At 59.0% G+C, this 23,903-nt stretch carries 22 protein-coding genes; 11 read left to right on the plus strand and 11 right to left on the minus strand.

Annotated elements, in window-relative coordinates:
* Positions 1 to 14: 14 nt before the first annotated feature.
* Positions 15 to 923, minus strand: a complete 909-nt coding sequence (locus tag NQL71_RS02905; RefSeq protein WP_046817824.1) for a LysR substrate-binding domain-containing protein — start codon at positions 921 to 923, stop codon at positions 15 to 17.
* Positions 924 to 1,027: 104 nt separating this feature from the next.
* On the opposite strand from NQL71_RS02905, the gene NQL71_RS02910 reads away from it, so the two are divergent.
* The 6 genes from NQL71_RS02910 to NQL71_RS02935 all read left to right on the plus strand — a co-directional run bounded on the left by NQL71_RS02910 (position 1,028) and on the right by NQL71_RS02935 (position 6,116).
* The gene (locus NQL71_RS02910) at positions 1,028 to 1,894 is read left to right on the plus strand and encodes a pirin family protein (RefSeq protein ID WP_274642248.1); all 867 of its coding nucleotides are present in this window, start codon (positions 1,028 to 1,030) and stop codon (positions 1,892 to 1,894) included.
* Between the two features lie 92 nt (positions 1,895 to 1,986).
* Positions 1,987 to 2,670, plus strand: coding sequence for an isochorismatase family protein (locus NQL71_RS02915; RefSeq protein ID WP_077186262.1), 684 nt, complete (start codon positions 1,987 to 1,989; stop codon positions 2,668 to 2,670).
* 55 nt (positions 2,671 to 2,725) lie between these two features.
* Positions 2,726 to 3,352 (plus strand): isochorismate family cysteine hydrolase YcaC, encoded by a 627-nt coding sequence (ycaC, locus tag NQL71_RS02920; RefSeq protein ID WP_046817827.1) that lies wholly within the window; start codon positions 2,726 to 2,728, stop codon positions 3,350 to 3,352.
* 202 nt (positions 3,353 to 3,554) lie between these two features.
* The gene (locus NQL71_RS02925) at positions 3,555 to 4,997 is read left to right on the plus strand and encodes a mechanosensitive ion channel domain-containing protein (protein WP_046817828.1); all 1,443 of its coding nucleotides are present in this window, start codon (positions 3,555 to 3,557) and stop codon (positions 4,995 to 4,997) included.
* Between the two features lie 110 nt (positions 4,998 to 5,107).
* A complete protein-coding gene (locus NQL71_RS02930) occupies positions 5,108 to 5,548 on the plus strand; it encodes a carboxymuconolactone decarboxylase family protein (protein WP_046817829.1) in 441 nt (146 codons plus the stop codon).
* Between the two features lie 370 nt (positions 5,549 to 5,918).
* Entirely contained in the window at positions 5,919 to 6,116 is a 198-nt protein-coding gene (locus NQL71_RS02935) for a hypothetical protein (protein ID WP_274642249.1), read from the plus strand.
* 283 nt (positions 6,117 to 6,399) lie between these two features.
* Here the strand turns inward: NQL71_RS02935 and NQL71_RS02940 are convergent, their stop codons facing one another.
* The 3 genes from NQL71_RS02940 to NQL71_RS02950 form a co-directional block, all read right to left on the minus strand.
* A complete protein-coding gene (locus tag NQL71_RS02940) occupies positions 6,400 to 7,992 on the minus strand; it encodes a DHA2 family efflux MFS transporter permease subunit (protein WP_274642250.1) in 1,593 nt (530 codons plus the stop codon).
* Positions 7,989 to 9,107 carry an HlyD family secretion protein gene (locus NQL71_RS02945; protein ID WP_274642251.1) on the minus strand — a complete coding sequence of 373 codons (1,119 nt, stop codon included), beginning with the start codon at positions 9,105 to 9,107 and terminating at the stop codon, positions 7,989 to 7,991. Before NQL71_RS02945 ends, NQL71_RS02940 begins: the two co-directional genes overlap by 4 nt.
* Positions 9,108 to 9,348: 241 nt before the next feature.
* Entirely contained in the window at positions 9,349 to 9,717 is a 369-nt protein-coding gene (locus NQL71_RS02950) for a DUF6124 family protein (protein ID WP_046817833.1), read from the minus strand.
* Between the two features lie 420 nt (positions 9,718 to 10,137).
* Here NQL71_RS02950 and NQL71_RS02955 point away from each other — a divergent pair, with 420 nt between their 5' ends.
* Together NQL71_RS02955 and NQL71_RS02960 are read left to right on the plus strand one after the other, a co-directional pair.
* The gene (locus NQL71_RS02955; RefSeq protein WP_046817834.1) at positions 10,138 to 10,734 is read left to right on the plus strand and encodes a helix-turn-helix domain-containing protein; all 597 of its coding nucleotides are present in this window, start codon (positions 10,138 to 10,140) and stop codon (positions 10,732 to 10,734) included.
* Positions 10,727 to 11,599, plus strand: coding sequence for a queuosine precursor transporter (locus NQL71_RS02960; RefSeq protein WP_274642252.1), 873 nt, complete (start codon positions 10,727 to 10,729; stop codon positions 11,597 to 11,599). The genes NQL71_RS02955 and NQL71_RS02960 overlap by 8 nt, the downstream gene beginning before the upstream one ends.
* Before the next feature lie 49 nt (positions 11,600 to 11,648).
* Here NQL71_RS02960 and queC read toward each other — a convergent pair whose 3' ends face one another.
* From queC to NQL71_RS02975, 3 genes are all read right to left on the minus strand, one after another.
* A complete protein-coding gene (queC, locus tag NQL71_RS02965; RefSeq protein WP_248688007.1) occupies positions 11,649 to 12,350 on the minus strand; it encodes a 7-cyano-7-deazaguanine synthase QueC in 702 nt (233 codons plus the stop codon).
* A 225-nt stretch (positions 12,351 to 12,575) separates the two neighbouring features.
* Positions 12,576 to 13,757: an acetyl-CoA C-acyltransferase family protein gene (locus NQL71_RS02970; protein WP_274642253.1), complete on the minus strand. Its 1,182-nt coding sequence runs from the start codon at positions 13,755 to 13,757 to the stop codon at positions 12,576 to 12,578.
* Complete coding sequence (locus NQL71_RS02975; RefSeq protein ID WP_046817839.1) at positions 13,754 to 14,536, minus strand: enoyl-CoA hydratase-related protein; 783 nt, start codon at positions 14,534 to 14,536, stop codon at positions 13,754 to 13,756. Before NQL71_RS02975 ends, NQL71_RS02970 begins: the two co-directional genes overlap by 4 nt.
* 217 nt (positions 14,537 to 14,753) lie before the next feature.
* On the opposite strand from NQL71_RS02975, the gene NQL71_RS02980 reads away from it, so the two are divergent.
* Genes NQL71_RS02980 through NQL71_RS02990 form a run of 3 tightly spaced genes read left to right on the plus strand, consistent with a single transcriptional unit; the run spans position 14,754 to position 18,225 of the window.
* Positions 14,754 to 15,860: a polyamine ABC transporter substrate-binding protein gene (locus NQL71_RS02980; RefSeq protein WP_166619312.1), complete on the plus strand. Its 1,107-nt coding sequence runs from the start codon at positions 14,754 to 14,756 to the stop codon at positions 15,858 to 15,860.
* Between the two features lie 41 nt (positions 15,861 to 15,901).
* Complete coding sequence (locus NQL71_RS02985) at positions 15,902 to 17,320, plus strand: aminotransferase (protein ID WP_046817841.1); 1,419 nt, start codon at positions 15,902 to 15,904, stop codon at positions 17,318 to 17,320.
* Positions 17,317 to 18,225, plus strand: a complete 909-nt coding sequence (locus NQL71_RS02990; RefSeq protein WP_077186268.1) for a LuxR C-terminal-related transcriptional regulator — start codon at positions 17,317 to 17,319, stop codon at positions 18,223 to 18,225. The genes NQL71_RS02985 and NQL71_RS02990 overlap by 4 nt, the downstream gene beginning before the upstream one ends.
* Before the next feature lie 162 nt (positions 18,226 to 18,387).
* Here NQL71_RS02990 and paaZ read toward each other — a convergent pair whose 3' ends face one another.
* Genes paaZ through NQL71_RS03010 form a run of 4 tightly spaced genes read right to left on the minus strand, consistent with a single transcriptional unit; the run spans position 18,388 to position 23,743 of the window.
* Positions 18,388 to 20,457, minus strand: coding sequence for a phenylacetic acid degradation bifunctional protein PaaZ (gene paaZ, locus NQL71_RS02995; RefSeq protein ID WP_077186269.1), 2,070 nt, complete (start codon positions 20,455 to 20,457; stop codon positions 18,388 to 18,390).
* Between the two features lie 58 nt (positions 20,458 to 20,515).
* Positions 20,516 to 21,769 carry an OprD family porin gene (locus tag NQL71_RS03000; protein WP_274642254.1) on the minus strand — a complete coding sequence of 418 codons (1,254 nt, stop codon included), beginning with the start codon at positions 21,767 to 21,769 and terminating at the stop codon, positions 20,516 to 20,518.
* 22 nt (positions 21,770 to 21,791) lie between these two features.
* Positions 21,792 to 23,438, minus strand: coding sequence for a cation acetate symporter (locus NQL71_RS03005; RefSeq protein ID WP_077186271.1), 1,647 nt, complete (start codon positions 23,436 to 23,438; stop codon positions 21,792 to 21,794).
* Positions 23,435 to 23,743 carry a DUF485 domain-containing protein gene (locus tag NQL71_RS03010; protein ID WP_046817846.1) on the minus strand — a complete coding sequence of 103 codons (309 nt, stop codon included), beginning with the start codon at positions 23,741 to 23,743 and terminating at the stop codon, positions 23,435 to 23,437. The genes NQL71_RS03005 and NQL71_RS03010 overlap by 4 nt, the downstream gene beginning before the upstream one ends.
* Positions 23,744 to 23,903: the final 160 nt, after the last annotated feature.

The raw sequence follows: 23,903 nt of genomic DNA on the forward strand, positions 1-23,903 counted from the left end.
AGATGCCGCTGCTTTCAGGCAATATCACTACGGCTGAACTCCTCGCCAAGAAAGTCGATCAAGCTGCGCACCGACGGCAGCAGGCCTCGGCGCGACGGGAAGATCGCGTGGATGACGCCACTCCTTGGCGCCCAGCCCGGCACCAGTTCGACCAACTGGCCAGCGGCAATCTCATCGCGCACCACCACACTGGGCAGGTGGACGATCCCGATGCCGGCCACCGCCGCGTGACGCAAGGCCAACAGGTCATCGGTGACCATTCGCGGCGCGTGCCTGATCAACGCACTGCTGCCATCGCCTGCGAACAATTCCCACTGGTACTCGCGTTGTGCCGACCCCCAGTGCAGGCTCGGCAAACCACTGAGGTCGGCCGGGGAGGCGGGGGTCGACAGGCGCGGCAAAAAGGTCGGGCTGCCCACCACGCTCTGGGTACTGTTGCCCAGCACCTTCATCACCATGTCGGTGTCTTCCAGCGGCGGAAAACGCACACGCAAGGCGATGTCGAAACCTTCGTGGATCAGGTCGACCCGGCGGTTGGTGCTCTCGATGAACAACTCCACCAGCGGATATTTGAGCAAGTAGCGGGTCAGCATCGGCCCGACCCAGGAGTTGAGCAGCGCCGTCGGACAGCTGATGCGCACCACACCCTGGGGCTCGGAGCGGTTACGTTCGATCAGCTCGGCGGCGCTTTCCGCCTCCACCCGCATCGCCAGGCAACGCTGGTAATACGCCTGGCCGATTTCCGTCAGCGAACAATGCCGACTGCTGCGGTGCAGCAAGCGTACGCCGAGGCGTTCCTCGAGTTCGGCAATGCGTCGGCTGAGCTTGGACTTGGGCATGTCCAGGGCTCGCCCAGCCGCCGCGAAACCCTGATGCTCCACCACTTGGGTGAAGTAATAGAGGGTGTTGAGGTCTTCCACCATCGTTCTCCAAATAGAACGCTAAAGCTGATTTTTGCAGTCTAGCGCAACAAAGGTCGCAGTTTTAAGCTCTGTCCATGGCTTCACTCACCTCATCAGGAGACACCATGAAAAACATCATCGGTATCTACACCAGCCCACGGGCCCATTGGGTCGGCGACGGTTTTCCGGTTCGCACGCTGTTTTCCTACGACAACCTGGGCAAGCACATCAGCCCGTTCCTGCTGCTCGATCACGCCGGCCCCGCTGAATTCACCCCCACCACGGCTCGACGTGGCATTGGTCAGCATCCGCACCGGGGTTTCGAAACCGTGACTATCGTTTACAAGGGTGAACTGGAACACCGCGACTCCACCGGCAGTGGCGGCAAGATCGGCCCCGGCGACGTGCAATGGATGACCGCCGCCTCGGGGATTCTCCATGAAGAGTTTCATTCCGAAGGTTTCGCCAAGAGCGGTGGCACCCTGGAAATGGTCCAGTTGTGGGTCAACCTGCCGGCCAAGGACAAGATGGCCGACGCCGGTTACCAGACGATTCTCGATGGCGACATCCCGAGCATTGCCTTGCAGAACAACGCCGGCAGCTTGCGCTTGATCGCGGGTGAGTTTGCAGGCCACAAGGGGCCGGCGCGCACCTTTACCCCCATCGACGTCTGGGACCTGCGCCTGAATGCCGGCAAGTTGCTCACGCTGGACTTGCATGAGGGCCGCAACACCGCACTGGTGGTGTTGCGCGGCACGATTGAAGTCAACGGTCTGGAGTCGGTACGTCAAGGTCAGTTGGCCTTGTTCGACCGCAAGGGCGACCAGATGACCCTCGAAGCCAGCGAGGACGCGGTGGTGCTGCTGCTCAGCGGCGAACCGATCGATGAGCCGATCGTCGGTCACGGCCCGTTCGTGATGAATACCGAGCAGGAAATTCACCAGGCGTTCGCCGACTTCCAGTCAGGCCGCTTCGGCCAGATGCACGGTTAATCCGTTTCGCTTCAACAACCCGCTCTACACAGGATGAGTAGGCCGGTTCCCAGGCCAGGGATGGCTGTTGTCTGCTAAAAGAGGAAACACTGATGAATACCGTCACTGCGGCCAACTTCAATGGCCAGAAACCGACGATCGACGCCAATGACAGCGCCATGCTGTTGATCGATCACCAGAGCGGGCTGTTCCAGATCGTCAAGGACATGGATGTACCGCAGCTGCGCGCCAACGCGATTGCCCTGGCCAAGGCGGCCACCTTGCTGAAGATGCCGGTGATCACCACCGCGTCCGTGCCCCAAGGGCCGAACGGGCCGCTGATTCCGGAAATCCATGAGGCGGCACCGCATGCCCAATACGTGGCGCGCAAGGGCGAAATCAATGCCTGGGACAACCCGGAGTTTCACGCGGCGGTCAAAGCCACTGGCAAGAAAACCCTGGTGATCGCCGGCACCCTGACCAGCGTATGCCTGGCGTTTCCGTCCATTGCCGCGGTGCATGAAGGCTACAAGGTGTTTGCCGTGGTCGATGCCTCGGGCAACCACTCCAAATTGGCCACTGATCTGACAATTGCCCGTCTGGCCCAGGCCGGGGTGGTGCCGATCGACATCATGGCTACGCTCTCTGAGCTGCAAGGCTCGTGGAACCGACCGGACGCCGAGCAGTGGGCCGCGGTCTATGCCCAGGCCATGCCGCATTATCAATTGTTGATCGAGAGCTACCTCAAGGCTCAACAAGTGGCGAACGAACATGAAACGCTGGATTCCCAGCGCTAACCGGGACACCCACGCCGATTTTCTTCGGCATCGATAACACGCGAGGACTACTGCCATGACAACTTCCTACAAGCGTCTCGACAAGGACAACGCCGCCGTTCTGTTGGTGGATCATCAGACAGGCCTGCTGTCGCTGGTGCGCGACATCGACCCGGACCGGTTCAAGAACAACGTGCTGGCCCTGGCCGACCTGGCCAAGTACTTCAAGCTGCCGACCATCCTCACCACCAGTTTCGAAACCGGTCCCAACGGCCCCCTGGTGCCCGAGCTCAAGGCATTGTTTCCGGACGCGCCCTATGTCGCGCGTCCCGGCCAGATCAATGCCTGGGACAACGAGGACTTCGTCAAGGCGATCAAGGCCACCGGCAAGAAGCAATTGATCATTGCCGGGGTGGTGACCGAGGTGTGCGTGGCGTTTCCGGCACTCTCGGCGCTGGCCGAAGGATTCGATGTCTTTGTCGTCACCGACGCGTCCGGCACGTTCAACGAGCTGACCCGTGAATCGGCGTGGAACCGCATGTCCAGCGCCGGCGCGCAGCTGATGACCTGGTTCGGCCTGGCCTGTGAACTGCACCGCGACTGGCGCAACGACATCGAGGGCCTGGGCACGCTGTTCTCCAATCACATCCCGGACTACCGCAACCTGATGACCAGCTACAGCACCCTGACCAACAGCAAATAAACCGGGCAACACTCATACCCCTGTGGGAGCGGGCTTGCTCGCGAAGGCGGTGTGTCAGGCACATCAATATCGCCTGACGCACTGCATTCGCGAGCAAGCCCGCTCCCACAGTAGTTTGTAGTGTTCCGAAGCCACCAATTGCTCCTACACTCTGGCCAACCCATGAGATCTTTTGCTCACTGTCCTGTGCCGGAGCTGCTTGATGCTGTCATTGCTCACCGAACACCCACTGATCTGCGCTTTCGTCCTGATCCTGATCGATCTGTTGTTGTGGCGCTTGATCGGTACCCGTGGCCACAACGTGAAACTTCTGGTTCGGCCGGTGATTTTCACGTTGTTCAGCCTGGTGCTGTTCAACGAAGGCATGAACCCGTTGGAACCCGCGCCCTGGGTCGACAATGTACCGTTGCATCTGGCGGCCACGGGGTTGCAGATCGGCTGGTGGCTGTTCGCTGCGCGCACCCTGACCGTGCTGATCGGTGCGGGACTGATGCAACGGGTGGGACATACCGGGCGACTGCTGCAGGACCTGCTGGGTGCTGTGATTTTCCTTGTCGCGGTCATCGCAGCCTTGGCCTACGTGCTCAATCTGCCGGTCAAGGGCGTACTGGCCACGTCAGGCGCCCTGGCGATCATCGTCGGCCTGGCCTTGCAAAGTACCCTCAGCGACGTGTTTTCCGGGATCGTGCTGAACACCACCAAACCCTATCAACTGGATGACTGGATCGCCATCGACGGCACCGAAGGCCGGGTCATCGATATCGATTGGCGGGCCACGCGCCTGCAGACCTCCCAGGGCAGCATGATCGTGATACCCAACTCGCTGGCCGCCAAGGCCAAGATCACCAACTTCAGCCGGCCCAGCGATATGTTCGGCCTTTCGATCAGCCTGCAGGTCAGCCCCCATGTCCGTCCGCAAACCGTGATCGATGCCCTTGAGCGAGCGATGCAGGGCTGCCGGACCTTGTTGACTTCACCCGGGGCCAAAGTTGCGCTTAAAAGCTCCAGCGCTGCCGGCAACGAATACGAAATCAGCGGTTTTGTCGCCTCGATGAGCGAAAAGCGCTCGGTACGCAATCAGCTGTTCGACCTGGCGTACCGACATTTGCGGGCCTCCGGGATCCACCTGCTGTCGAGCATCGAACCCAGTCCGTCGAGCGACCTCACGCGGCCACGGGCGCTGCTCGATAGCTCTCCGCTGTTCTCCACCCTGCGCCAGGAAGAGAAAGAAACCTTCAGCCAGAACATGGCCCTGCAGACCTTCCGCTCCGGCGAGACGATCCTGGATGCAGGGGAGGTCAGCGATCACTTGTTCATCATCGAGTCCGGTGTGGTGTCGGTCACGCTGAACCGTAACGGTACGCCTATCGAATCCGGACGCATGGGGCCGGGGGAGGTGATCGGCGAGGCCGGTATCCTGACCGACAGCGCGCTGCCTGCCCAGTTCGCCGCGAAAACCCCTTGCACGCTTTATCGCATCGAAAAGCAGTACCTCAAGCCCTGCCTGGATGCCCGCCAGGACATCAACGATGCGATGAAATCCTTGATGGATTTCCGCCTGAACAAGGCACAGTCGCTGATCGCGGATATACCCGTGGTTGTGCCGAAGAAAGGGTTTCTGCAATGGTTGCGCAGTCGGGTGTGAGGGGCACGAGGGCGCCATTGGCCTCCTCGACTTCTGCAAGATTGGCTATTTGTGCGCACTGACCCTGGGACTAACTTAGTGCCACACACACACTCGCCCTGGAGTCATCCATGCAACAGCGTATCGATTTCTATACCGCTTCCCCTGATGCCCTCAAAGCCATGAGTGCCCTGGAAACCGCGGTTTCCAAACTGGGGTTGGAAAAGAACCTGCTGGAGCTGGTCAAGCTGCGCTCTTCGCAAATCAATGGCTGCGCCTTCTGCATCGACATGCACACCGCCGACGCCATCAAGGGCGGCGAAACCCCACGCCGCCTGTTCGCCGTGACCGCATGGCGCGAGGCGCCATTCTTCACCGAGCGCGAACGCGCCGCGCTGCTCTGGACCGAATCCCTGACCCAACTCAGCCTGACCCATGCCCCGGACGAAGACTACGAAGTGGTCAGCGCCCAGTTCACGCCCAAGGAAATGGTTGACCTGACCATGGCGATCAACACCATCAACGGCTGGAACCGTCTGGCGGTGGGCTTTCGCAAGACGCCTCAGGCCTGATTTTTCGTCCTGGCCCAGTGCCGAGGCTCAATGGGCATCGGAACTCGGCGCGGTCGGTGGCTGCCACCTTGCGTATCTAGGGCACCATTGACGAACGTCGGAGGACGTTTCTGTAGGAGGTTGTAAGAGTGTTCTGAATCTGCTTTCCGCGTCGAACAGACGCACTAAATAATGTAATGCCGCTGTATATTGCGAACACATCTCACTTATACGGTGTGTTCATGTATGCGAATCTCAATATTCTCGCAAGCGCCGGGTGGCCGACAAATTAGGTCAATACGCGCTTGTCTCTGACTTGCGGTACGCATGCCATTGAATGCCGCTGCCCTGGATTTAAGGTCAGCGGCTCAATCAATACGGAGTGGTATCAATGGTAGAGTTTGTCTCGACATCTTTATGGATGGCATCAGCCATGTGGCTGACGTGGGCGGTATTTTTCATTCCGCCGAAGTTTGGCTTGAATATCTCGCTCCCCGCTAAAGTGGTATTGATGATTCCCGTTGCTGCAGTAAATATAGCTATTTCAGGAAAAACTATCGGGTATTTGAAGGCCGTGTTGGGGTTTTGAGTTTTAAAATTTCCTGAAAAAAACTGTTAGTTTCAGAGTCGGTTTGAGTTTTAGATTTTTTAAATCTTTCAGGAAGGCTCAAAATCTGATTGATTTGTTTGTCTATCCCCGTCATGCAGATTAGAAAGCGACAACTTATAGGCTGACCGCGCTTTTTTCTTAGACAGCTACCTGCCACTGAACTGTTATCGAATGCTGAGCGATGTTAGAAATTGAAATTCAGCTTTGGGAAAAGTTGGTAGATGCTACCTAGCCATCTAATGATGGTGACATACTCGACATATCAATGACCCTCCGCACTCGGCGCAGCTGGTGGTTGCACCTTGCGCATCAAGGGCACCATCGCCGTGGCGACAATGAAGCACACCATGATCATCAAGAACGCATCGCCATAAGTTTGTGTCTGCGCTTCGCGGTAGGTCAGCAGCCAGAGCTGACGCAGGCTGGCCGTTACTCCTATATCGCCGCTCTGGCCCAGGGCGGCGAAGTTGTTGCCGACCTGTGACAGCCACTGGTTGAGCGCTTCGTTGGTGCTGTTGAGGTTCTCCGCCAACCTGGTGAAATGCAGGTTCGTGCGGTCATTGAGGATGGTTGCGCAGGCGGCGATGCCAATGGCGCCGCCGAGGTTGCGCATCAGGTTGAACAGCCCCGAAGCGTGTTTCAGTCGTGCCGGTGCCAGGCCGCCGAGGGTCAGTGTCACGGCGGGCGGTACCGCCAGTTGCTGGGCGATCCCGCGCAGCGCTTGCGGCAGCATCAATTCCCGGGCGCCCCAGTCATGGGTGATCGGGCTGAAATCCCACATCGACAAGGCGAACAGGCCAAGGCCGGTCATCATGATCCAGCGCAGGTCGACGCGGTTGGCCAGGAAGGCGTAGAGCGGAATCGCCATGATCTGGAACACGCCAGTGGAGAAAACCGCCAGGCCAATGTCCAATGCGCCATAGCCGCGGACCCGGCCAAGAAATAGCGGTGTCAGGTAAATGGTGGCGAACAGGCCGATGCCGGTGACGAATGAGAAAAAACAGCCGAGGGCGAAGTTGCGGTCTTTCAGGGCTCGCAGGTCGACGATCGGGTTGGCCACGTGCAGGGTGCGGCCGATAAAGGCCAGGCCGGCCAGGCCGCTGATCCACGCCGTGGTCAGGATGGTGCGGTCGCTGAACCAGTTCCAGCGCGGACCTTCTTCGAGGGTGTATTCCAGGCAGCCGAGGAACAGCGCCAGGAACACCATGCTCAGGTAGTCGGCGCCCTTGAGCAGCGACAGTTCCGGTTGGTCGATCTTCACCAGCATCGGCACCGCCACGGCGACGAAAATCCCCGGCACCAGGTTGATGTAGAACAGCCAGTGCCAGGACGATATGTCGGTGATCCAGCCGCCGATCACCGGACCCAGGGTAGGGGCCAATGACGCGACCGCGCCGATGGTTGCCGCCGCGATCACCCGCTGCTTGCCGGTGAAGAACACGAACGCGGTGGTGAACACCAGGGGGATCATCGAACCGCCGAGGAAGCCTTGCAGGGCGCGGAAGGCGATCATGCTCTGGATGTTCCAGGCCGCGCCGCAGAGCAGGCTGGTCAGGGTAAAACCCACGGCTGAGGCGCAGAACAACCAGCGTGTCGAGAATACCCGGGACAGCCAGCCGGAGAGGGGAATCACAATGATTTCGGCGATCAGGTAACTGGTTTGCACCCAGGCGGTTTCATCGGTGCCGGCGGAGAGGCCGCCGCCGATGTCACGCAGCGACGCCGAGACGATCTGGATATCCAGCAGCGCAATGAACATGCCGATGCACATGCTGGCGAAGGCGAAAACCTTGGTCGCCGTCGCCATGCTCGCGGCATCGAACGCTGGTGCCGGGGCGGCGAGGGTGCGGCTCATGGCGCGCTGGCCACGGCTGGCGTTTCAGGCGCCTTGCGCGTGTCCACTTCGGCGGTGACCGACAGGCCAGGGCGCAGGTGACCGAGCACGCTGTCGGCCGGGTCGAGATGGATGCGCACCGGTACCCGCTGGACGATCTTGGTGAAGTTGCCGGTGGCATTTTCCGGTGGCAACACGCTGAACTGCGAACCACTGGCCGGCGCCAGGCTGTCCAGATGACCATGGAATACCTGGCCCGAGAGCACGTCGGCGCGGATGGTGACCCGTTGCCCGGGGGCCATGTGTGCCAGTTGGTCTTCCTTGAAGTTGGCGTCGACCCACAGGCCGCTGGACGGCACCACCGACAACAGTTGCGAACCGGCCTGGGCATACGCGCCTGTCCGTGCGCGGCGGTTGCCGATCACGCCATCCACAGGGGCTTTCAGTTCGGTATACCCCACGTTCAGCTGCGCCAGGTCGCGTTCGGCTATTGCTTGAATCAAAGCCGCGCGGGCCTGCTGTTTCTGGGTGGCGATCACATTCAATTGCCGCTGTGCGGCCAGCAGTTCGGCCTGGGCGCGGTTGCTTTGTGCCTGGGCCGTCTTGAACGTGGCGTTGGCTCGTTGTGCGCTTTCCACCGAGACCGCGTTGGTGCTGACAAGCTTTTTGTAGCGCGCATCGTCATCACGCGAGCGGGTAGTTTCGGCACCGGCGGCATCAATGCCGGCGCGGGCCTGGCCGATCACGGCCTGTTGCAGTTGTTCGGTGGCGTCGAGATTGGCGAGCAGGGCTTCTTCAGCCGCCACCGCGCCCTCGGCCTTGGCCAGGTTGGCGCGGTAGTCGCGCGAATCGAGACGGATAAGCACATCGCCGGCCTTGACCTTCTGGTTGTCGGTCACCAGCACTTCTTCAATGTAACCCGCCACTTTCGGCCCGATCACCGTCACGTCGCCGCCGATGTAGGCATCGTCGGTCGCCTCGATGAACCGCCCGCTGGTCCACCAGTGCGCAGCATACACACCGGCCAGTACCAGCGCGGCGATGCCCAGGGTCGGCAGGAGCAGGCGTTTGAGCAGCGGCTTGCGAGTGTTCGCCGGGACGGCAAGGTCGGGCTCTACGGTGGGCATGCTGGTCATGGAGGAATACCTGTGGGGAAAGCCATTTAATTACGTGCGTAATATGACGCATGTAATATTTGCTCGCAAATGATTTTTGCTGCCGGCTGTCAGGTGCCTGATTGAATCGGGAAACGGCAGCTGTTGTCTGGCCGCTGAGCTGATTGTGAATGGGCGCCAACAGGCGCCCCTCTTTGTCTCTGTTGTCCTGCGCCGCAAGCTGTACCTGCGATCATTGGTCAGCGACATCGTGGCCGCGAAGCTATTTGTTTGGCGCGGCCTCGGGAAAACCGCCCGGCGGGTCGAGGTTGTCCAGCGCTCGATTGACCAACAGCTCACCCAGCACGGCCAGCTGTTGAATCGCCAACATGACATTGCGGCGCGAACCTTCCACTTCACACGCAAGGTCGGTGGCCATGACATTCAGGGACGCGAGGGTTTCGCAGGCGTGACAGAGCAAGGACTCGGTGTCGACGTTCGGAATGATGGTGAACACATGGCTGACAGGGTCGGGGCGATTCGGATTACGCAGGCGCGCGCTGACAAGAGGTTCGGTGACTTCGCAGAGCCTGGATATATCGACAGCCTCGGAGGTTGATGGGGCCGGGGAGTTGGGGGCGTTCTTTTTCATATTGGAGCTCCATGCAAGGTTGAAGAGCCAGTCCCATTCCGCCAGTCAAAATTGATTAGCGGCAATGCTTTAGTTGGCGGGCCGCTAGATTTATTACCAGAAAATTCAAACTAATTAATCAAAAAAATGAACATCTATGTAATTAAATGATTCATGTTTGGTTGTGTTTATTGTTGCTTTCTTGTTTCTGTAGGTTTGTTCGCTAGAGTCATTCTGGTCTCTGTAAGAAATGTCCTCGATGCATGTGGGGTAGGTATGTAGGAAACGACGCTGAACAAGATGATATGAAACATAGTTTGACGGATGAAAGTCGTGGTTGCAGTATTGCTTTTTTGCCCAAAGGGTAGGTGCAGTAATCCGGTTTCATACAAAGACATCTGTGTGGTTATTTTTATAGTTTATTGAGGTGGTAGCTATTAAATGTACAAGAAAGAAAAAACAGAAAAATTGAAGAGGAATATTAAGTATCTGATCAAGAGTCGCGGAGAGACACGGTTGTCGTTGTGCAATTCAAGTGGTTTGACCAGGACGACGATTTACAACATTCTGGAAGGAAAAGTTGTCAATGTTCAACAGTCCACGATTCGTAAGATTTCTGATTTTTTCGGTGTGTCTTACAAGGAAATAGAAACTGTTGATTTTGAAGAGAAAGAAACGATAGAAAGCAGTATCTCTCTGCAGGGAAACATGAATCCAGCTGCAGTCCCAATCATTAAGGAAAGCCTGCTGTTTAAAAGCCTCGACAAGCGAGTCGGCGAGCTGGCTGCGACTCATCCTCTCACTTATTATTTTGGCACGGCTTGCAATCTGATTGCTGTGCTCTTGGAGAAGGAGATTCACGGTGTGAACGAATCCGGAGATCTTCTAATAGTAAAAAAAGGATTGTCTTGTGGTGATAAGGAAAAGCTCGTCTATGACAAGTCAACAAAAAAGCTGTTTGTCACCAGTGCGCCACTTTTAGACTCTGATGCGATTGGTGTTATAGGGGAAATAATAGAGGAAAGGTTTAATGGTTGAAGACATGGCGAATAGCAGGTATAGGCTGCTTGGGTTTGAAAAAAGTAATAACCTTGCTGTTGTCATGGTCGTTTCAACAGGGAAGGTTGTTAAAATAAAACTCGGAGACCTGATGAAAAGCGAGGTCATGGATGATTTTAATAAAATTGAAGTGAAGGATGTTTACAGGAAGTTTTACTCGGGCGGACAGGCGTTGACTGCATATGAAATAAGCGATCGGCATGAAAGGTCTTGGATGACCTATGTTGCTCTCAATCTTGCGTTATTTGCTATTTATATTTTTACCAATGTTTCTGCGGCTAAGCTTGTTTATCTGGAGTACTTCGAGGTTGTCGTTACGCCGGGGGTTTTTCTGTATCCGTTGACGTTTTTAATAGTTGATCTTTTGAATGAGTCATATGGGCTTAGGCTCGCAAGGAGGGCAATACTCTTCGCCTTTGCGAGCAATGCTTTTATTCTGGTGCTACTAACTGTCACGGGGCACCTTCCTGGTTTGCCTACCTGGAAGCTTGATGAGTCATACAGCGAGGTTATCAGTCATGTCTCATCTGCGTTGTTAGCGTCGTCTGTGTCTTTTCTCTTTTCTGAGTATGTGAACTCATATTTGCTCTGTAAAATAAAAAAGCTTACTAGCTCAAGGTTTCTATTTTTGCGGGTGTTCTTCAGTACCTTTTTTGCGGTGATAATTGACAGTTTTATTTTTTGCTTTATTGCATTCTACGGTGCCATGGATAATAGTGATATTTTAAATATAGTTTATGTTCAGATAGCCATCAAGCTGTGCTTTGCTGTATTTAATGTGTTGCCTGCTTATGGTGCGAGATCGTTATTCAGGAAGTATGTGGCTGGAGCTCAGGTGGCATGAGTGATGGGGTATAAACTGATTGTCTGGAGTTTATACCCTTCCCACAAAATCAATATTTCAAATTGATTTTGCTCTTAAGGGTTTTCATGGTTTCCAGCTTGTTTTCCAAAAAATTGTGTAACCCTGTAGCACGAAGCGTGCAAGCAGCGCAGTTGCTGCAGCCGAAGCCTTTGATTCCATTATAACAAGTCAGCGTGTGGTCTCGGACAACGTCCAGTTTGTTATGGTGGTCGGCCAGCGCCCAGGTTTCCGCCTTGGTTAACCACATCAACGGGGTTTCAAACTGTAGTTTGTATTCCATTCCCAGCGCGATGGCGTTGTTCAGTGCCTTGACGAACTCATGCCGGCAGTCAGGGTAGCCGGAGTAGTCTGTTTCACAAACGCCGGTGATCACGGTACGGGCTTGCACTTGATAGGCGTAAATAGCCGCCAAGGTTAAGAACAGAATATTTCTACCGGGTACGAAGGTGCTCGGCAGATTGTCTCCTGCGTTACTTGTGCTTGGTAGCGGGATGTTGTCGCGCGTCAGGCTGCTGATAGCGAGCTGATTAAGCAATGAAACGTCTAACACCTTGTGCACTTTCACACCAAGCTGTTTGGCAAGTTTTTGCGCGACTTCAATTTCCGCGAGATGGCGCTGACCATAATCGAAGGTAATACAGTGGATTTCATCGTAGAGCGGTAGCGCATGGATCAAGCAGGTTGTTGAGTCTTGCCCGCCACTGAAAACGATAACTGCCTTTTTAGTCATGCTCTTTTCTTCCTTGGAGGGGATCAATGTGTATTCGGGCATTGACCCTACCGGGAAGATCAGATTCTGGCTGTGGGAAGTTTCCGAGATGATTGTCGCCGTTTTCCGAATGTGTCATTTGTTGACAAGCATCAACGTTGACGGGTGCACGGTAGGAACTGCTGAAGGCTGCGATCTAAGATCAAAAGATCGCAGCCTTCGGCAACTCCTACAGGTGTAGCGGGATCAGGCGCGTTCGAAGATCGCCGCGATGCCCTGGCCGCCGCCGATGCACATGGTCACCAGCGCGTAACGGCCGCCGGTGCGGTGCAGTTCGTGGATGGCCTTGGTGGCGATAATGGCGCCGGTCGCGCCGACCGGGTGACCCAGGGCGATGCCCGAGCCGTTCGGGTTGACCTTGGCCGGGTCCAGATCCAGTTCCTGGCTGACTGCACAGGCTTGCGCCGCGAAAGCGATGTTGGCTTCGATCACGTCCATGTCAGCGACGGTCAGGCCGGCACGCTTGAGTGCCAGGCGGGTGGCCGGGATTGGGCCCAGGCCCATCAGTGTTGGTTCGACGCCGGCATGGGCGTAGCTGACCAGGCGGGCGAGTGGGTGCAGGTTGTTGACCTGTACGGCAGCGCCGGTGGCCATGACCAGGGCGGCCGCTCCGTCGTTCAGGCCGGAGGCGTTGCCGGCGGTGACCGAGCCGTCCTTCTTGAACGCTGGCTTCATCGCCGCCAGCTGTTCCAGGGAGGTGGCGCGTGGGTGCTCGTCGACGCTGAACAGTTTAGTGCCCTTGCGATCCGCAATCTCTACGGTCGCGATCTGCTCGGTGAAGTAGCCATTGGCAATCGCATGGGCTGCGCGCTTCTGGTCTTCCAGCGCCAGGGCATCCTGCATTTCACGGGTGATGCCGTTACGCTCGGCGACGTTCTCGGCGGTGATACCCATGTGAATGTTGTGGAACGGGTCATGCAGGATACCCAGCATGTAGTCGACGGCCTGGACGTTGCCCATGCGGGCGCCCCAACGGGCGGATGGCAGCAGGTACGGCCCGCGGCTCATGGACTCGGCACCGGCGCCGATGGCGATGTCGGCATCGCCCAGCATCAGGGTCTGCGCTGCGCTGACGATGGCTTGCAGGCCTGAGCCGCAGAGGCGGTTGACGTTGTAGGCCGGGGTTTCTTTCGGAATGCCGGCGTTCATCGCGGCAACCCGGGAGATGTAGGCGTCGCGGGTTTCGGTCGGGATCACGTGGCCCATCACCAGGTGACCGACGAGCGCCGGGTCTACAGCGGCCCGTTCCAGGGCGGCTTTCACGGCGGTGGCCGCGAGCTCGGCCGGTGGCACGTCCTTGAGGGATCCGCCGAAGGTGCCAATGGCGGTACGGGCGGCGCTGACGACGTAGATTTCCGGGGTGTTCATGGCTGTGTTCCTTTCGGTGGATTCTTATCTGTACTGCGATTGAGCAGGGCGTTCAAGGCCGTTTTCGCCTCGATGCTGTTGAGGCGCTGGATGAACAGCAGGTTTTCTTCGCGCAGGGTGGCTTGCAGTTCGGCCATGCCGGCCTGTGTCATCAATTGCCGGGACTGGCGCAGAGCTTGCGCGGGCATCGCCAGAAAGCGCTGGGCGATCTTCGCCGCCGCGGCCAGGCATTGCTCGCCGTCATCGAAGGCGGCGTTGGCCAGGCCCCAGGCGACAGCCTCGCTGCCATCAAGGCTGTCGCCCAGCAGTAGCAAACTCGCGGCGCGGGCATGGCCCAGCCGGCGTGGCAACAGCAGGCTGGCGCCGAACTCGGGACACAGGCCCAGGTTGACGAACGGCGTGCGTAGCTTGGCGTTGCGCGTCACCAGCACCTGGTCGCAATGCAGCAGCAGGGTGGTGCCGATGCCGATGGCCGCCCCGCACACCGCCGCAATCAACGGCTTCTGCAGGTGAGTTACGGCGCGCATCAGGCGGAAAGCCGGGCTGTCCAAATGCGTCGGCGGCTCTTGCAGGAAGTCCACCAGGTCGTTGCCACTGGTAAAGCAGTTAGGGCCACCGGTCACGATGACCACGCGGATTTCGTCATTCTCCTCAGCCGCAAACAGCAGGTCGGCCAAGCGCGTGTACATGCCGTTGGTCAGTGCGTTGAGCTTGTCGGGGCGATCGATGGTCAGCGTCAGCACGCCATCGCGATGCTCTTGTTTGATCAGGTCGGTCATTGCTGGCTCTTGCAGAGTCGGTTCGACGGCCACTTTAAGCGTCAGGTTAGCCCAACTGCTATGACAAAACGGGTCAACCGACCTGATGCTTTTTGCCATATCGCACCGTCGAAACGGCTACACACCCATTCGGGGTATGGTGCCGTCCGGCGAATCCACCAATAGTAGGTTCATCCGCTCATCCAGAGCCGAACTCGCTTGATAAGGTGCATTTGCTATGGGCAAGACCCTGCTTAAGGTGATTTCCAGTCTGTTTGTTATACCCCTGACCCTGAGTGCCCACGCCGGCGAGGTGAACGACAGCAATACGCTGCGGCTCTATAACTGGGCGGACTACATCGGTGAGAAGACCCTGGCCGATTTCGAAAAGGCCACCGGCATCAAGGTCATCTACGACACCTTCGACGCCTATGAAACGGTGCAGGCCAAGTTGCTCACCGGCCACTCCGGCTACGACCTGATCGTGCTCAATGCGTCCCTCGCGCCGCCGCTGATCCAGGCCAAGGTGTTCCAGCCACTGGACAAGAAACTGCTGCCGGGCTGGAGCAACCTGGACCCCAAAGTCTTGCACGACCTGCAAGGATTCGACCCGGGCCCGACTTACTCGGCGCCCTATACCTGGGGCAGCAACGGCATCACCTACAACGTCGACAAGATCAAGGAGCGCATGCCGGATGCGCCAATCGGCTCGCTGGCGATGATTTTCGATCCGAAGATTGTCTCGCGCTTCGCCGACTGTGGCGTGACCCTGGTCGATGCGCCCACCGAAGTCATCCCCCTGGCCCTCAAATACCTGGGCCGCGATCCACGCAGCGCCAAGCCTGAAGATTTGAAGGCAGCGCAGGAGCTGCTGCTGTCGGTGCGCCCGTACATCCGCAAATTCGACTCGGTCAATTACCTGACCAGCCTGCCCAACGGCGACGTGTGCATGGCCATGACCTGGTCGGGCGACTACGCGACGGCCATGGCCCGCGCCGAAGAAGCCAAGTTGAACATCAACCTGTCCTATTTCATTCCCAAGGAAGGCTCGTTGATCTGGTTCGACAACATGTACATCCCGGCCGATGCGCCCCATGTCGCCAATGCGCACAAGTTCCTTGAATACCTGTTGCAGCCGCAGGTGATGGCGGACGTCACTGACTACATCCATTACGCCAACAGCAACGCGGCGGCCACGCCGTTGTTGAACGCCGATGTGCGCAACAACCCGGCGATCTACCCCGATGAAGCCACCCGCGAGCGCCTGTTCCCGCAGAAGACCCAGGACGCCAAGGACATGCGGGCCATGACCCGGGTCTGGAGCACGGTGAAAAGCGGCATCTGATTCATTCGATCGTTAGTCAAACCGGTTAGAGGTTTTTATTCATGGCGACGCCAACACGCAGCGTTTTCTCCCCAGCGGACGAGTCCCGGCTGGTCAAGGCCGACAAGGCCCATCATATGCACGGCTATCACGTGTTCGACGAACACGCCGAACAAGGTTCCCTGAACATCGTCGCCGGAGACGGCGCCTATATCTACGACACCCAGGGCAACCGCTTTCTCGACGCCGTGGGCGGCATGTGGTGCACCAACATCGGCCTGGGTCGCGAGGAAATGGCCGAGGCCATCGCCGATCAGGTGCGCCAACTGGCCTATTCCAACCCGTTTTCCGACATGTCCAATAACGTCGCCATCGAGCTGTGCGAAAAACTCGCCAGCCTGGCCCCCGGTGACCTCGACCACGTGTTCCTGACCACCGGTGGCTCCACCGCCGTGGACACCGCGTATCGACTGATCCAGTACTACCAGAACTGCCGCGGCCTGCCTGAAAAGAAGCACGTCATCGCCCGTTTCAACGCGTACCACGGCTCCACCACCCTGACCATGTCGATCGGCAACAAGGCCGCCGACCGGGTGCCCGAGTTCGATTACGCCAACCCGCTGATCCACCACGTGTCCAACCCCAATCCTTACCGCGCGCCGGAGGGCATGGACGAGGCGCAGTTCCTCGAATTCCTGGTCAAGGAGTTCGAAGACAAGATCCACTCGATCGGCGCAGACAAGGTCGCGGGCTTCTTCGCCGAGCCGGTGATGGGCTCGGGCGGGGTGATTATTCCGCCGAAGGGTTACCTCAAGCGCATGTGGGAAGTTTGCCAGCGCTACGACATTCTCTTTGTCGCCGACGAGGTGGTGACGTCGTTCGGGCGCCTGGGCAAGTTTTTCGCCTCCCTCGATGTGTTCGACGTGCAACCCGACATCATCACCACCGCCAAGGGCTTGACCTCGGCGTACCTGCCGCTGGGGGCATGCATCTTTTCCGACCGCATCTGGAAGGTCATCGCCGAGCCGGGCAAGGGCCGTTGCTTCACCCACGGTTTCACCTACAGCGGCCATCCGGTGTGCTGCACGGCGGCGCTGAAAAACATCGAGATCATCGAACGGGAAAACCTGCTGGCCCACGTCGACGATGTCGGTGGCTACCTCGAGCAGCGCCTGGCCACCTTGCGCGATCTGCCCCTGGTGGGTGATGTGCGCTGCCTGAAACTGATGGCGTGCGTGGAGTTCGTCGCCGACAAACGCACCAAGGCGCTGTTCGCCGAGGAGATCAACATCGGCGAGAAAATCCATGTGCGCGCCCAGGCCCGGGGCCTGTTGGTGCGGCCGATCATGCACCTGAACGTGATGTCGCCGCCGCTGATCCTGACCTATGCCCAGGTCGATGAGATTGTCGAGATCCTGCGCCTGTGCATTCTCGAAGTGGCAGCCGAGCTTGAGGCGAGCGGACAGTACACCGGCCAATGATTTCGTCTGCCAGGCTGTTACCAAGGGGTTGTTCAGCCGCTAGACTGCGGGGCATGAGCAGACCAAACGACGATACGCTGATCGCGGTGCCTTTCGGGGCATTGCATAGATGGCATGGGGGCATGCGCGAGGCATTCGCCCATGTCGATGAGCCTGACGCACTGCAATACCTGGTCTCGGCGTTGGGGCAACTGGTGTCCATCGAATCGGTGATGATCAGCCTGGAGCGCAAGGACCGCGCGCCGCAGTTGCTGCATCAGCGCGGCATTGCCCAGGAGTACCAGGTGTCGATTCTCGAGCGCTATTTCGCCGGTGGCTATCTGCTTGATCCGTTCTGCCTGGCGGTGGAGCAGGGCCTGGCGCAGGGCTTCTATCACTTGGAAGACATTGCGCCGGACAACTTCTTCGACAGTGACTATTACAAGACCTATTACCTGAAGGCCAACTGTTCGGAAGACAGCTACTACATTGTCGATACGGGCAATGACACGAAAATTTCCGTGAGCCTCTTCCAGGGTTTCGGCGGCGATTGCCTGGGCGTCGAACAGTTGAACCTGCTGCGCGCCGTCGAGCCGCTGGTGCGCGAATTCATCGGCGAATTCAGCCGGCGTGGCCTGCAGCGCAGTAGCGAGATCCAGGGCAATGACGATCAAGGCCTGCGCGACGATCTCAAGCATCGGGTGCAATCGGCGTTCGAGCATTTCGGTAGTGGCCTGCTCACCGAACGCGAGCGGGAAGTGGCGCACATGGTGCTCAGGGGGCATTCGGTGAAATCCACGGCCAGCCAGATGAACATCTCCCCGGAAACCGTGCGCATGCATCGCAAGAATCTGTATTTGAAGCTGGAGGTGGGGTCGCAGTCTGAGTTGTTTGCGTTGTTTATCGAGTGGTTGCGCGGGCACTGAGAATGGCGGTCAAACACAAAACCAACTGTGGGAGCGGGCTTGCTCGCGAAGCGGTGTGTCAGTCGACAATATCGTTAACTGGCACACCGCTTTCGCGAGCAAGCCCGCTCCCACATTTGTTTTTGGTTGACCACAAAATCTGTGGTCAACCTTGATCGTTGATCAATCCTCGCGTTTGACTACCAGCGTCAGAATGTCATAGCTGGCCACCAGCTCACCCAGCTGGTTGGTGACTTCCACATCCCACGCCACCACCCCTTGCGGGATGCCCTGCGGGCTCTTCTTGCCCTGGTCGATCTTGCGTTTGCAGGTCAGGCGCGCCTGGATGGTGTCGCCGATGCCCACCGGGTTGATGAAGCGCAGGGTGTCCAGGCCGTAGTTGGCCAGGACCGGGCCGACGCCAGGGGATACGAACAGCCCGGCCGCCGCCGACAGCACGAAGTAACCGTGGGCGATGCGTTTGCCGAACTGCGATTCCTTGGCCGCGATGTCATCGAAGTGCATGTAGAAGTGGTCGCCCGACAGGCAGCCGAAGTTCACCAGGTCCGCCTCGGTGACGGTGCGACGGTGGGTCAGCAGCGATTCGCCGATCTGCAGGTCCTGGAAGTGGCGACGGAACGGGTGCACCTCGGTTTCGATGACCTTGGCCCCGCGCACGTATTCGCCGGTGACCGCTGCCAGCATGGTCGGCGAACCCTGCACCGCTGCGCGTTGCAGGTAGTGTTTCACCGCACGCAGGCCGCCGAGTTCTTCACCGCCGCCGGCACGACCCGGGCCACCGTGCTTGAGTTGTGGCAGCGGCGAGCCGTGGCCGGTGGATTCGCCGGCGCAGTGGCGATCCAGTACCAGCAAACGCCCGTGCAAGGCTGCCGCGACCGGAATGGCTTTGGCGGCGATTTGCGGGTCCTTGGTCACCAGGCTGGCCACCAGGCTGCCTTTGCCGCGCGCGGCCAAGGCCAGGGCTTCATCCAGATCGTCGTAGGCCATCAGGGTGCTGACCGGGCCGAACGCCTCGATGTCATGGGCACCGCCCTCGGCGTGCGGATCGCGGGCTTGCAACAGGGTCGGGGCGAAGAACGCGCCCTTGTCGACATTTTCACCACGGGGTTCGAAGCCGTCGCGGGCGCCGAACAGCATGTCGCTGCTCTGCAACAGGGCTTCCAGGCGTTCGGCCACGTCTTTCTGCTGGTCGTGGGAAGCCAGTGCACCCATGCGCACGCCTTCCACGGAAGGATCGCCAACAACCACTTTGGCCAGGCGATCACGCAAGCGGGTAGCCACGGCGTCGATGTGCTTGGCCGGGACGATGGCGCGCCGGATGGCGGTGCATTTCTGCCCGGCCTTGGTGGTCATTTCCCGGGCGACTTCCTTGATGAACAACTCGAATTCTTCATCGTCCGGGGTGACGTCCGGGGCGAGGATCGCACAGTTCAGCGAGTCGGCTTCGGCGGTGAACGGCACTGAATTGCGGATCAGGTTCGGGTTGACCCGCAGCTTGGCCGCGGTGTCGGCGGAACCGGTGAAGGTCACCACGTCCTGGCCTTGCAGGCGGTCGAGCAGGTCGCCGGTGCCGCCGATGATCAGTTGCAGGCTGCCCGCCGGGAGAAGGCCGGACTCGTCCATCAGGCGTACCACGGCTTCAGTCAGGTAGCTGGTGGCGCTGGCCGGTTTGACGATGCATGGCATGCCGGCGAGGAAGCTCGGGGCGAATTTTTCTAGCATGCCCCAGATCGGGAAGTTGAAGGCATTGATGTGCACCGCCACGCCGCCGCGCGGCACCAGGATGTGGGTGCCGGCGAAGGTGCCCATTTTGCTCAGTTGCAGCGCCGGGCCTTCGTGGACGACGTTACCCGACGGCAATTCACGGGCGCCGAGGCTGGCGTAGGTGAACAGGGTGCTGTTGCCGCCCTCGATGTCGATCCAGCTGTCGGCACGGGTCGCGCCGCTGTGGTGGGAAATCGCGTAGAGCTGTTCCTTGCGTTCGCTCAGGTACAAGGCCAGGGCCTTGAGGCGCTGGGCGCGTTGCTGGAAGTCCAGCGCCATCAGGCCGCTGACGCCTTGGCGACGACCGTGCTCGATGGCTTCGGCAAAGTCCGGGCGCTCTTCGTGGGTACGGAAGATTTCATGGCCATCGAGGGCGCTGCGCAGGACTTGTGCGCCTTGTTGGCCGATCCAGCGACCGGCGATGAAACTCTGCAGGGTAGGGGCATGCAGTGTAGGTGAGGAGGACATCACGATTGCTCCTGAGTGTGAAAAGTCTGGGCGCGGCCACAACCGCCCCCTTGCGGAATTACCAAAGCGCCAGGGTGTAACCGACGATCAATCGGTTCTCATCGAGGGCGGTCGTCAAGCCATTGCCGGAGCGGAAGGTCACGTTGCGCCAGCGCAGGCTGACGTTCTTCAACACACCGCTCTGGATGACGTAGCTGATATCGGTGTCGCGCTCCCATTCGCGCCCGTTGTCAACGGTGCCTGCCTTGACGTGGCGACCATCGGTGTAGCGGGTCATGAAGGTCAGGCCGGGAATGCCTTGTGCGGCGAAGTCATAGTCGTAGCGCAGCTGCCAGGAATCTTCCTCGGCGCGGGTAAAGGTGTTGAAGGTCACCAGGTTGACCACGTAGGGATCGCCGCCGTTGAGGAACGGAAAGGCGCTGTCGCCGGATAGCCGCTGGTAGGCGGCGCTGACCTTGTGGGCACCTTGGGACAGGGTGAACATGCTGTTGAAGTTGCGGTTGTCGATGCGTCCGGCCTTTTCCGCGCCGTCGCCGCGGCTGTCGAAATAACGCAGGTCGCTGCGCAGGTTGAAACCGTTGCCCAGGGGCTGGGTATGCACCAGCCCGACGAATTGCTGGCGGTAAATCTGCTCGAGCTTGCCGTAGTAATAGCTCAGGTTCAGTTGCGGACTGAACGCGTAGCTGCCGCCGCCGAAGTCGAAGTGATCGCTGCTGGCGGCGGCGTAGCCGATGTCGTCGTTGCTCGACGAGTCGCGCAGGTTGGCCTTGGTCAGGCGTCCGGCATTGAGCGTCAGGCCGTCGATTTCCTGGCTGGTCAGCAAGCCGCCTTCAAAGGTCGAACTGAGCAGGCGGGTGTCGTTGTAGCTCACCACCGGCAGCAAGGGTTGCAGGGTGCCGAGTTTCAGAAGGCTTTTGGACACCCGCATCTTGCCGGTAAGGCCTAGCTCACTGTAGTTGTCATCGGGTTCATGGCTCTGCGGGCCAAAGGGCAGCAGCCCGGTGCCACGGCGATCGGAGCTGGAGTCGAGCTTGATCCCCAGTTCCCCCAGTGCGTCGAGGCCAAAACCGAAGGTGCCATTTGTGAATCCGGATTCGACACGCGCAGTGAACCCCTGGGCCCATTCTTCGGCCTTGGATTGCGGCGCGTTGTCCTGACGGAAATCGCGATTGAGGTAGAGGTTGCGCATTTCAATACGGGCCTTGCTGTCGCCGATGAAGTCGGCCATGGCGCTGGGCGCGAACAGGGGCAGACTCAATGCGGCGGCGAGCGAAAACAGTGATTCACAAGATGCGTTACGTGCGGGCTTCATTATTTTTATTCCCTGCCAATAGTCAGTGATTGCTGGCGCCGGAGGCACCGATACCGGTCATCGAGCGGATGAACTGCGCCAGATAACGGCCGCGTTCAAGGGCTGCGCGGGGCGAGGTGTCGGTGACGGAAAACAGCCATGCACTGAAGAACGCCAGGCTCATGGAGAACAGCGCCGGGTTGGAGTAGGGGAACAATGCCTTGTCGTGATGCATCACGTTGACCCACACCGCCGGGCTGAGCACCAGCAGGACAATCGCTGAGACAAGCCCGGACAGGCTGCCGATGACGGCGCCGCGGGTGGTCAGGCCTTTCCAGTACATCGAAAGGAACAGCACCGGGAAATTCACCGACGCGGCGATGGCCAGTACCAGACCGGACAGGAAGGCGATGTTTTGCGATTCGAACAACAGGCCGAGGATGATCGCCAGCACACCGATGCACAGGGTGGCGATTCGCGACACGCGCATTTCCTGCGCCTCGCTGGCCTGCCCCTTGCGCATCACGCAGGCATACAGGTCATGGGACACCGCCGAGGCGCCGGACAACGCGAGCCCGGCGACTACCGCCAGAATCGTGGCGAAGGCGACCGCCGAGATGAAACCCAGGAACAGGTTGCCGCCTACCGCGTGGGCCAGGTGCACGGCGACCATGTTGCCGCCGCCGATGATTGCGCCGCTGGCGTCACGGAACGCAGGATCGGTGCCGACCATGACGATGGCGCCGAAGCCGACAATGATCAGCAGCAGGTAGAAGTAGCCGATGAAACCGGTGGCGTAGAACACGCTTTTACGCGCTTCCTTGGCATCGCTGACGGTGAAGAAACGCATCAGGATGTGCGGCAGGCCGGCGGTGCCGAACATCATGCCCAGCCCCAGGGAAATTGCGTCGACCGGATTGGACAGCAAGCCGCCGGGCGCCATGATCGCGTCGCCCTTGGCATGCACGGCGGTGGCGCCGGCAAACATCGCCTCAGTGCTGAAGCCGAAATGCTTGAGCACCATGAACGCCATGAAACTGGTGCCGAACAACAGCATCACCGCTTTGATGATCTGCACCCAGGTGGTGGCAAGCATGCCGCCGAAGGTCACGTAGAATACCATCAATACACCGACCAGCATGACGGCGTAGAGGTAGTCGATGCCGAACAGCAACTCGATCAGCTTGCCGGCGCCGACCATCTGCGCCACCAGGTACATCAGCGCCACGGTCAAGGTGCCGAAGGCCGAGGTCAGGCGCACCGGGGTTTGCTCCAGGCGGTAAGAGACCACGTCGGCAAAGGTGTATTTGCCGAGGTTGCGCAGGCGTTCGGCAATCAGGAACAGGATGATCGGCCAGCCGGCCAATACGCCCAGTGCGTAGAGCAGACCATCGTAGCCATTGAGGAACATCATCGCGGAAATGCCGAGGAACGAGGCTGCCGAGATCATGTCGCCGGCGATCGCCAGACCATTCTGGAAGCCGGTCATGCCACCACCGGCGGTGTAGAAGTCGCTGGCAGAGCGGGTGCGCAAGGCAGCCCAGCGTGTCACGCCGAGGGTGAACAGCACGAACACCAGGAACATGCCGATGGCGTTCCAGTTCAGTGGTCGCGAAGCGCCGTCGGCGGCCACCGCAAAATCGGTGACCACCGCCAACGGCAGCAGGAACAGCGCGAGAAGGCGGCTCATCGGGCGCACTCCTGCTTGAGTTTTTCATTCAGCGGGTCGATCACGTTGTTGGCGCGATAGACATAGAAACCGGTCAGCGCAAAGGCCAGTACCACGATCACCACACCCACCAGCATGCCAACGGTGGTCACGCCGCCGCTGAGGGACTGGCCGAGGGTAGAAGGGGAGAAAGCCACCAGCAGCACGAAGCCGTAATAGATCACCAGCATGGCCAGGCTCAGTGACCAGTACAGCTTCTGCTTGCGGCGAACCAGCTGGATGAAATCCGGGTGCTGGCGGATGAGTTCTATTTCCTGGGGTGTCATGACGCGCGCTCCTTTGTTGTTTTTGTTTTGAGTGAAACAGAGTTTTCGGGTGGATCACCGGACCCCCCTGTAGGAGCTGGCTTGCCAGCGAAGGCGGCCTGAAAACAAACGGTGATCTCAAGGGCCTCTTCGCTGGCAAGCCAGCTCCTACAGGGGGGGT

It is taken from the genome of Pseudomonas serbica, assembly GCF_028823535.1.
Taxonomy (GTDB): Bacteria; Pseudomonadota; Gammaproteobacteria; order Pseudomonadales; family Pseudomonadaceae; genus Aquipseudomonas; species Aquipseudomonas serbica.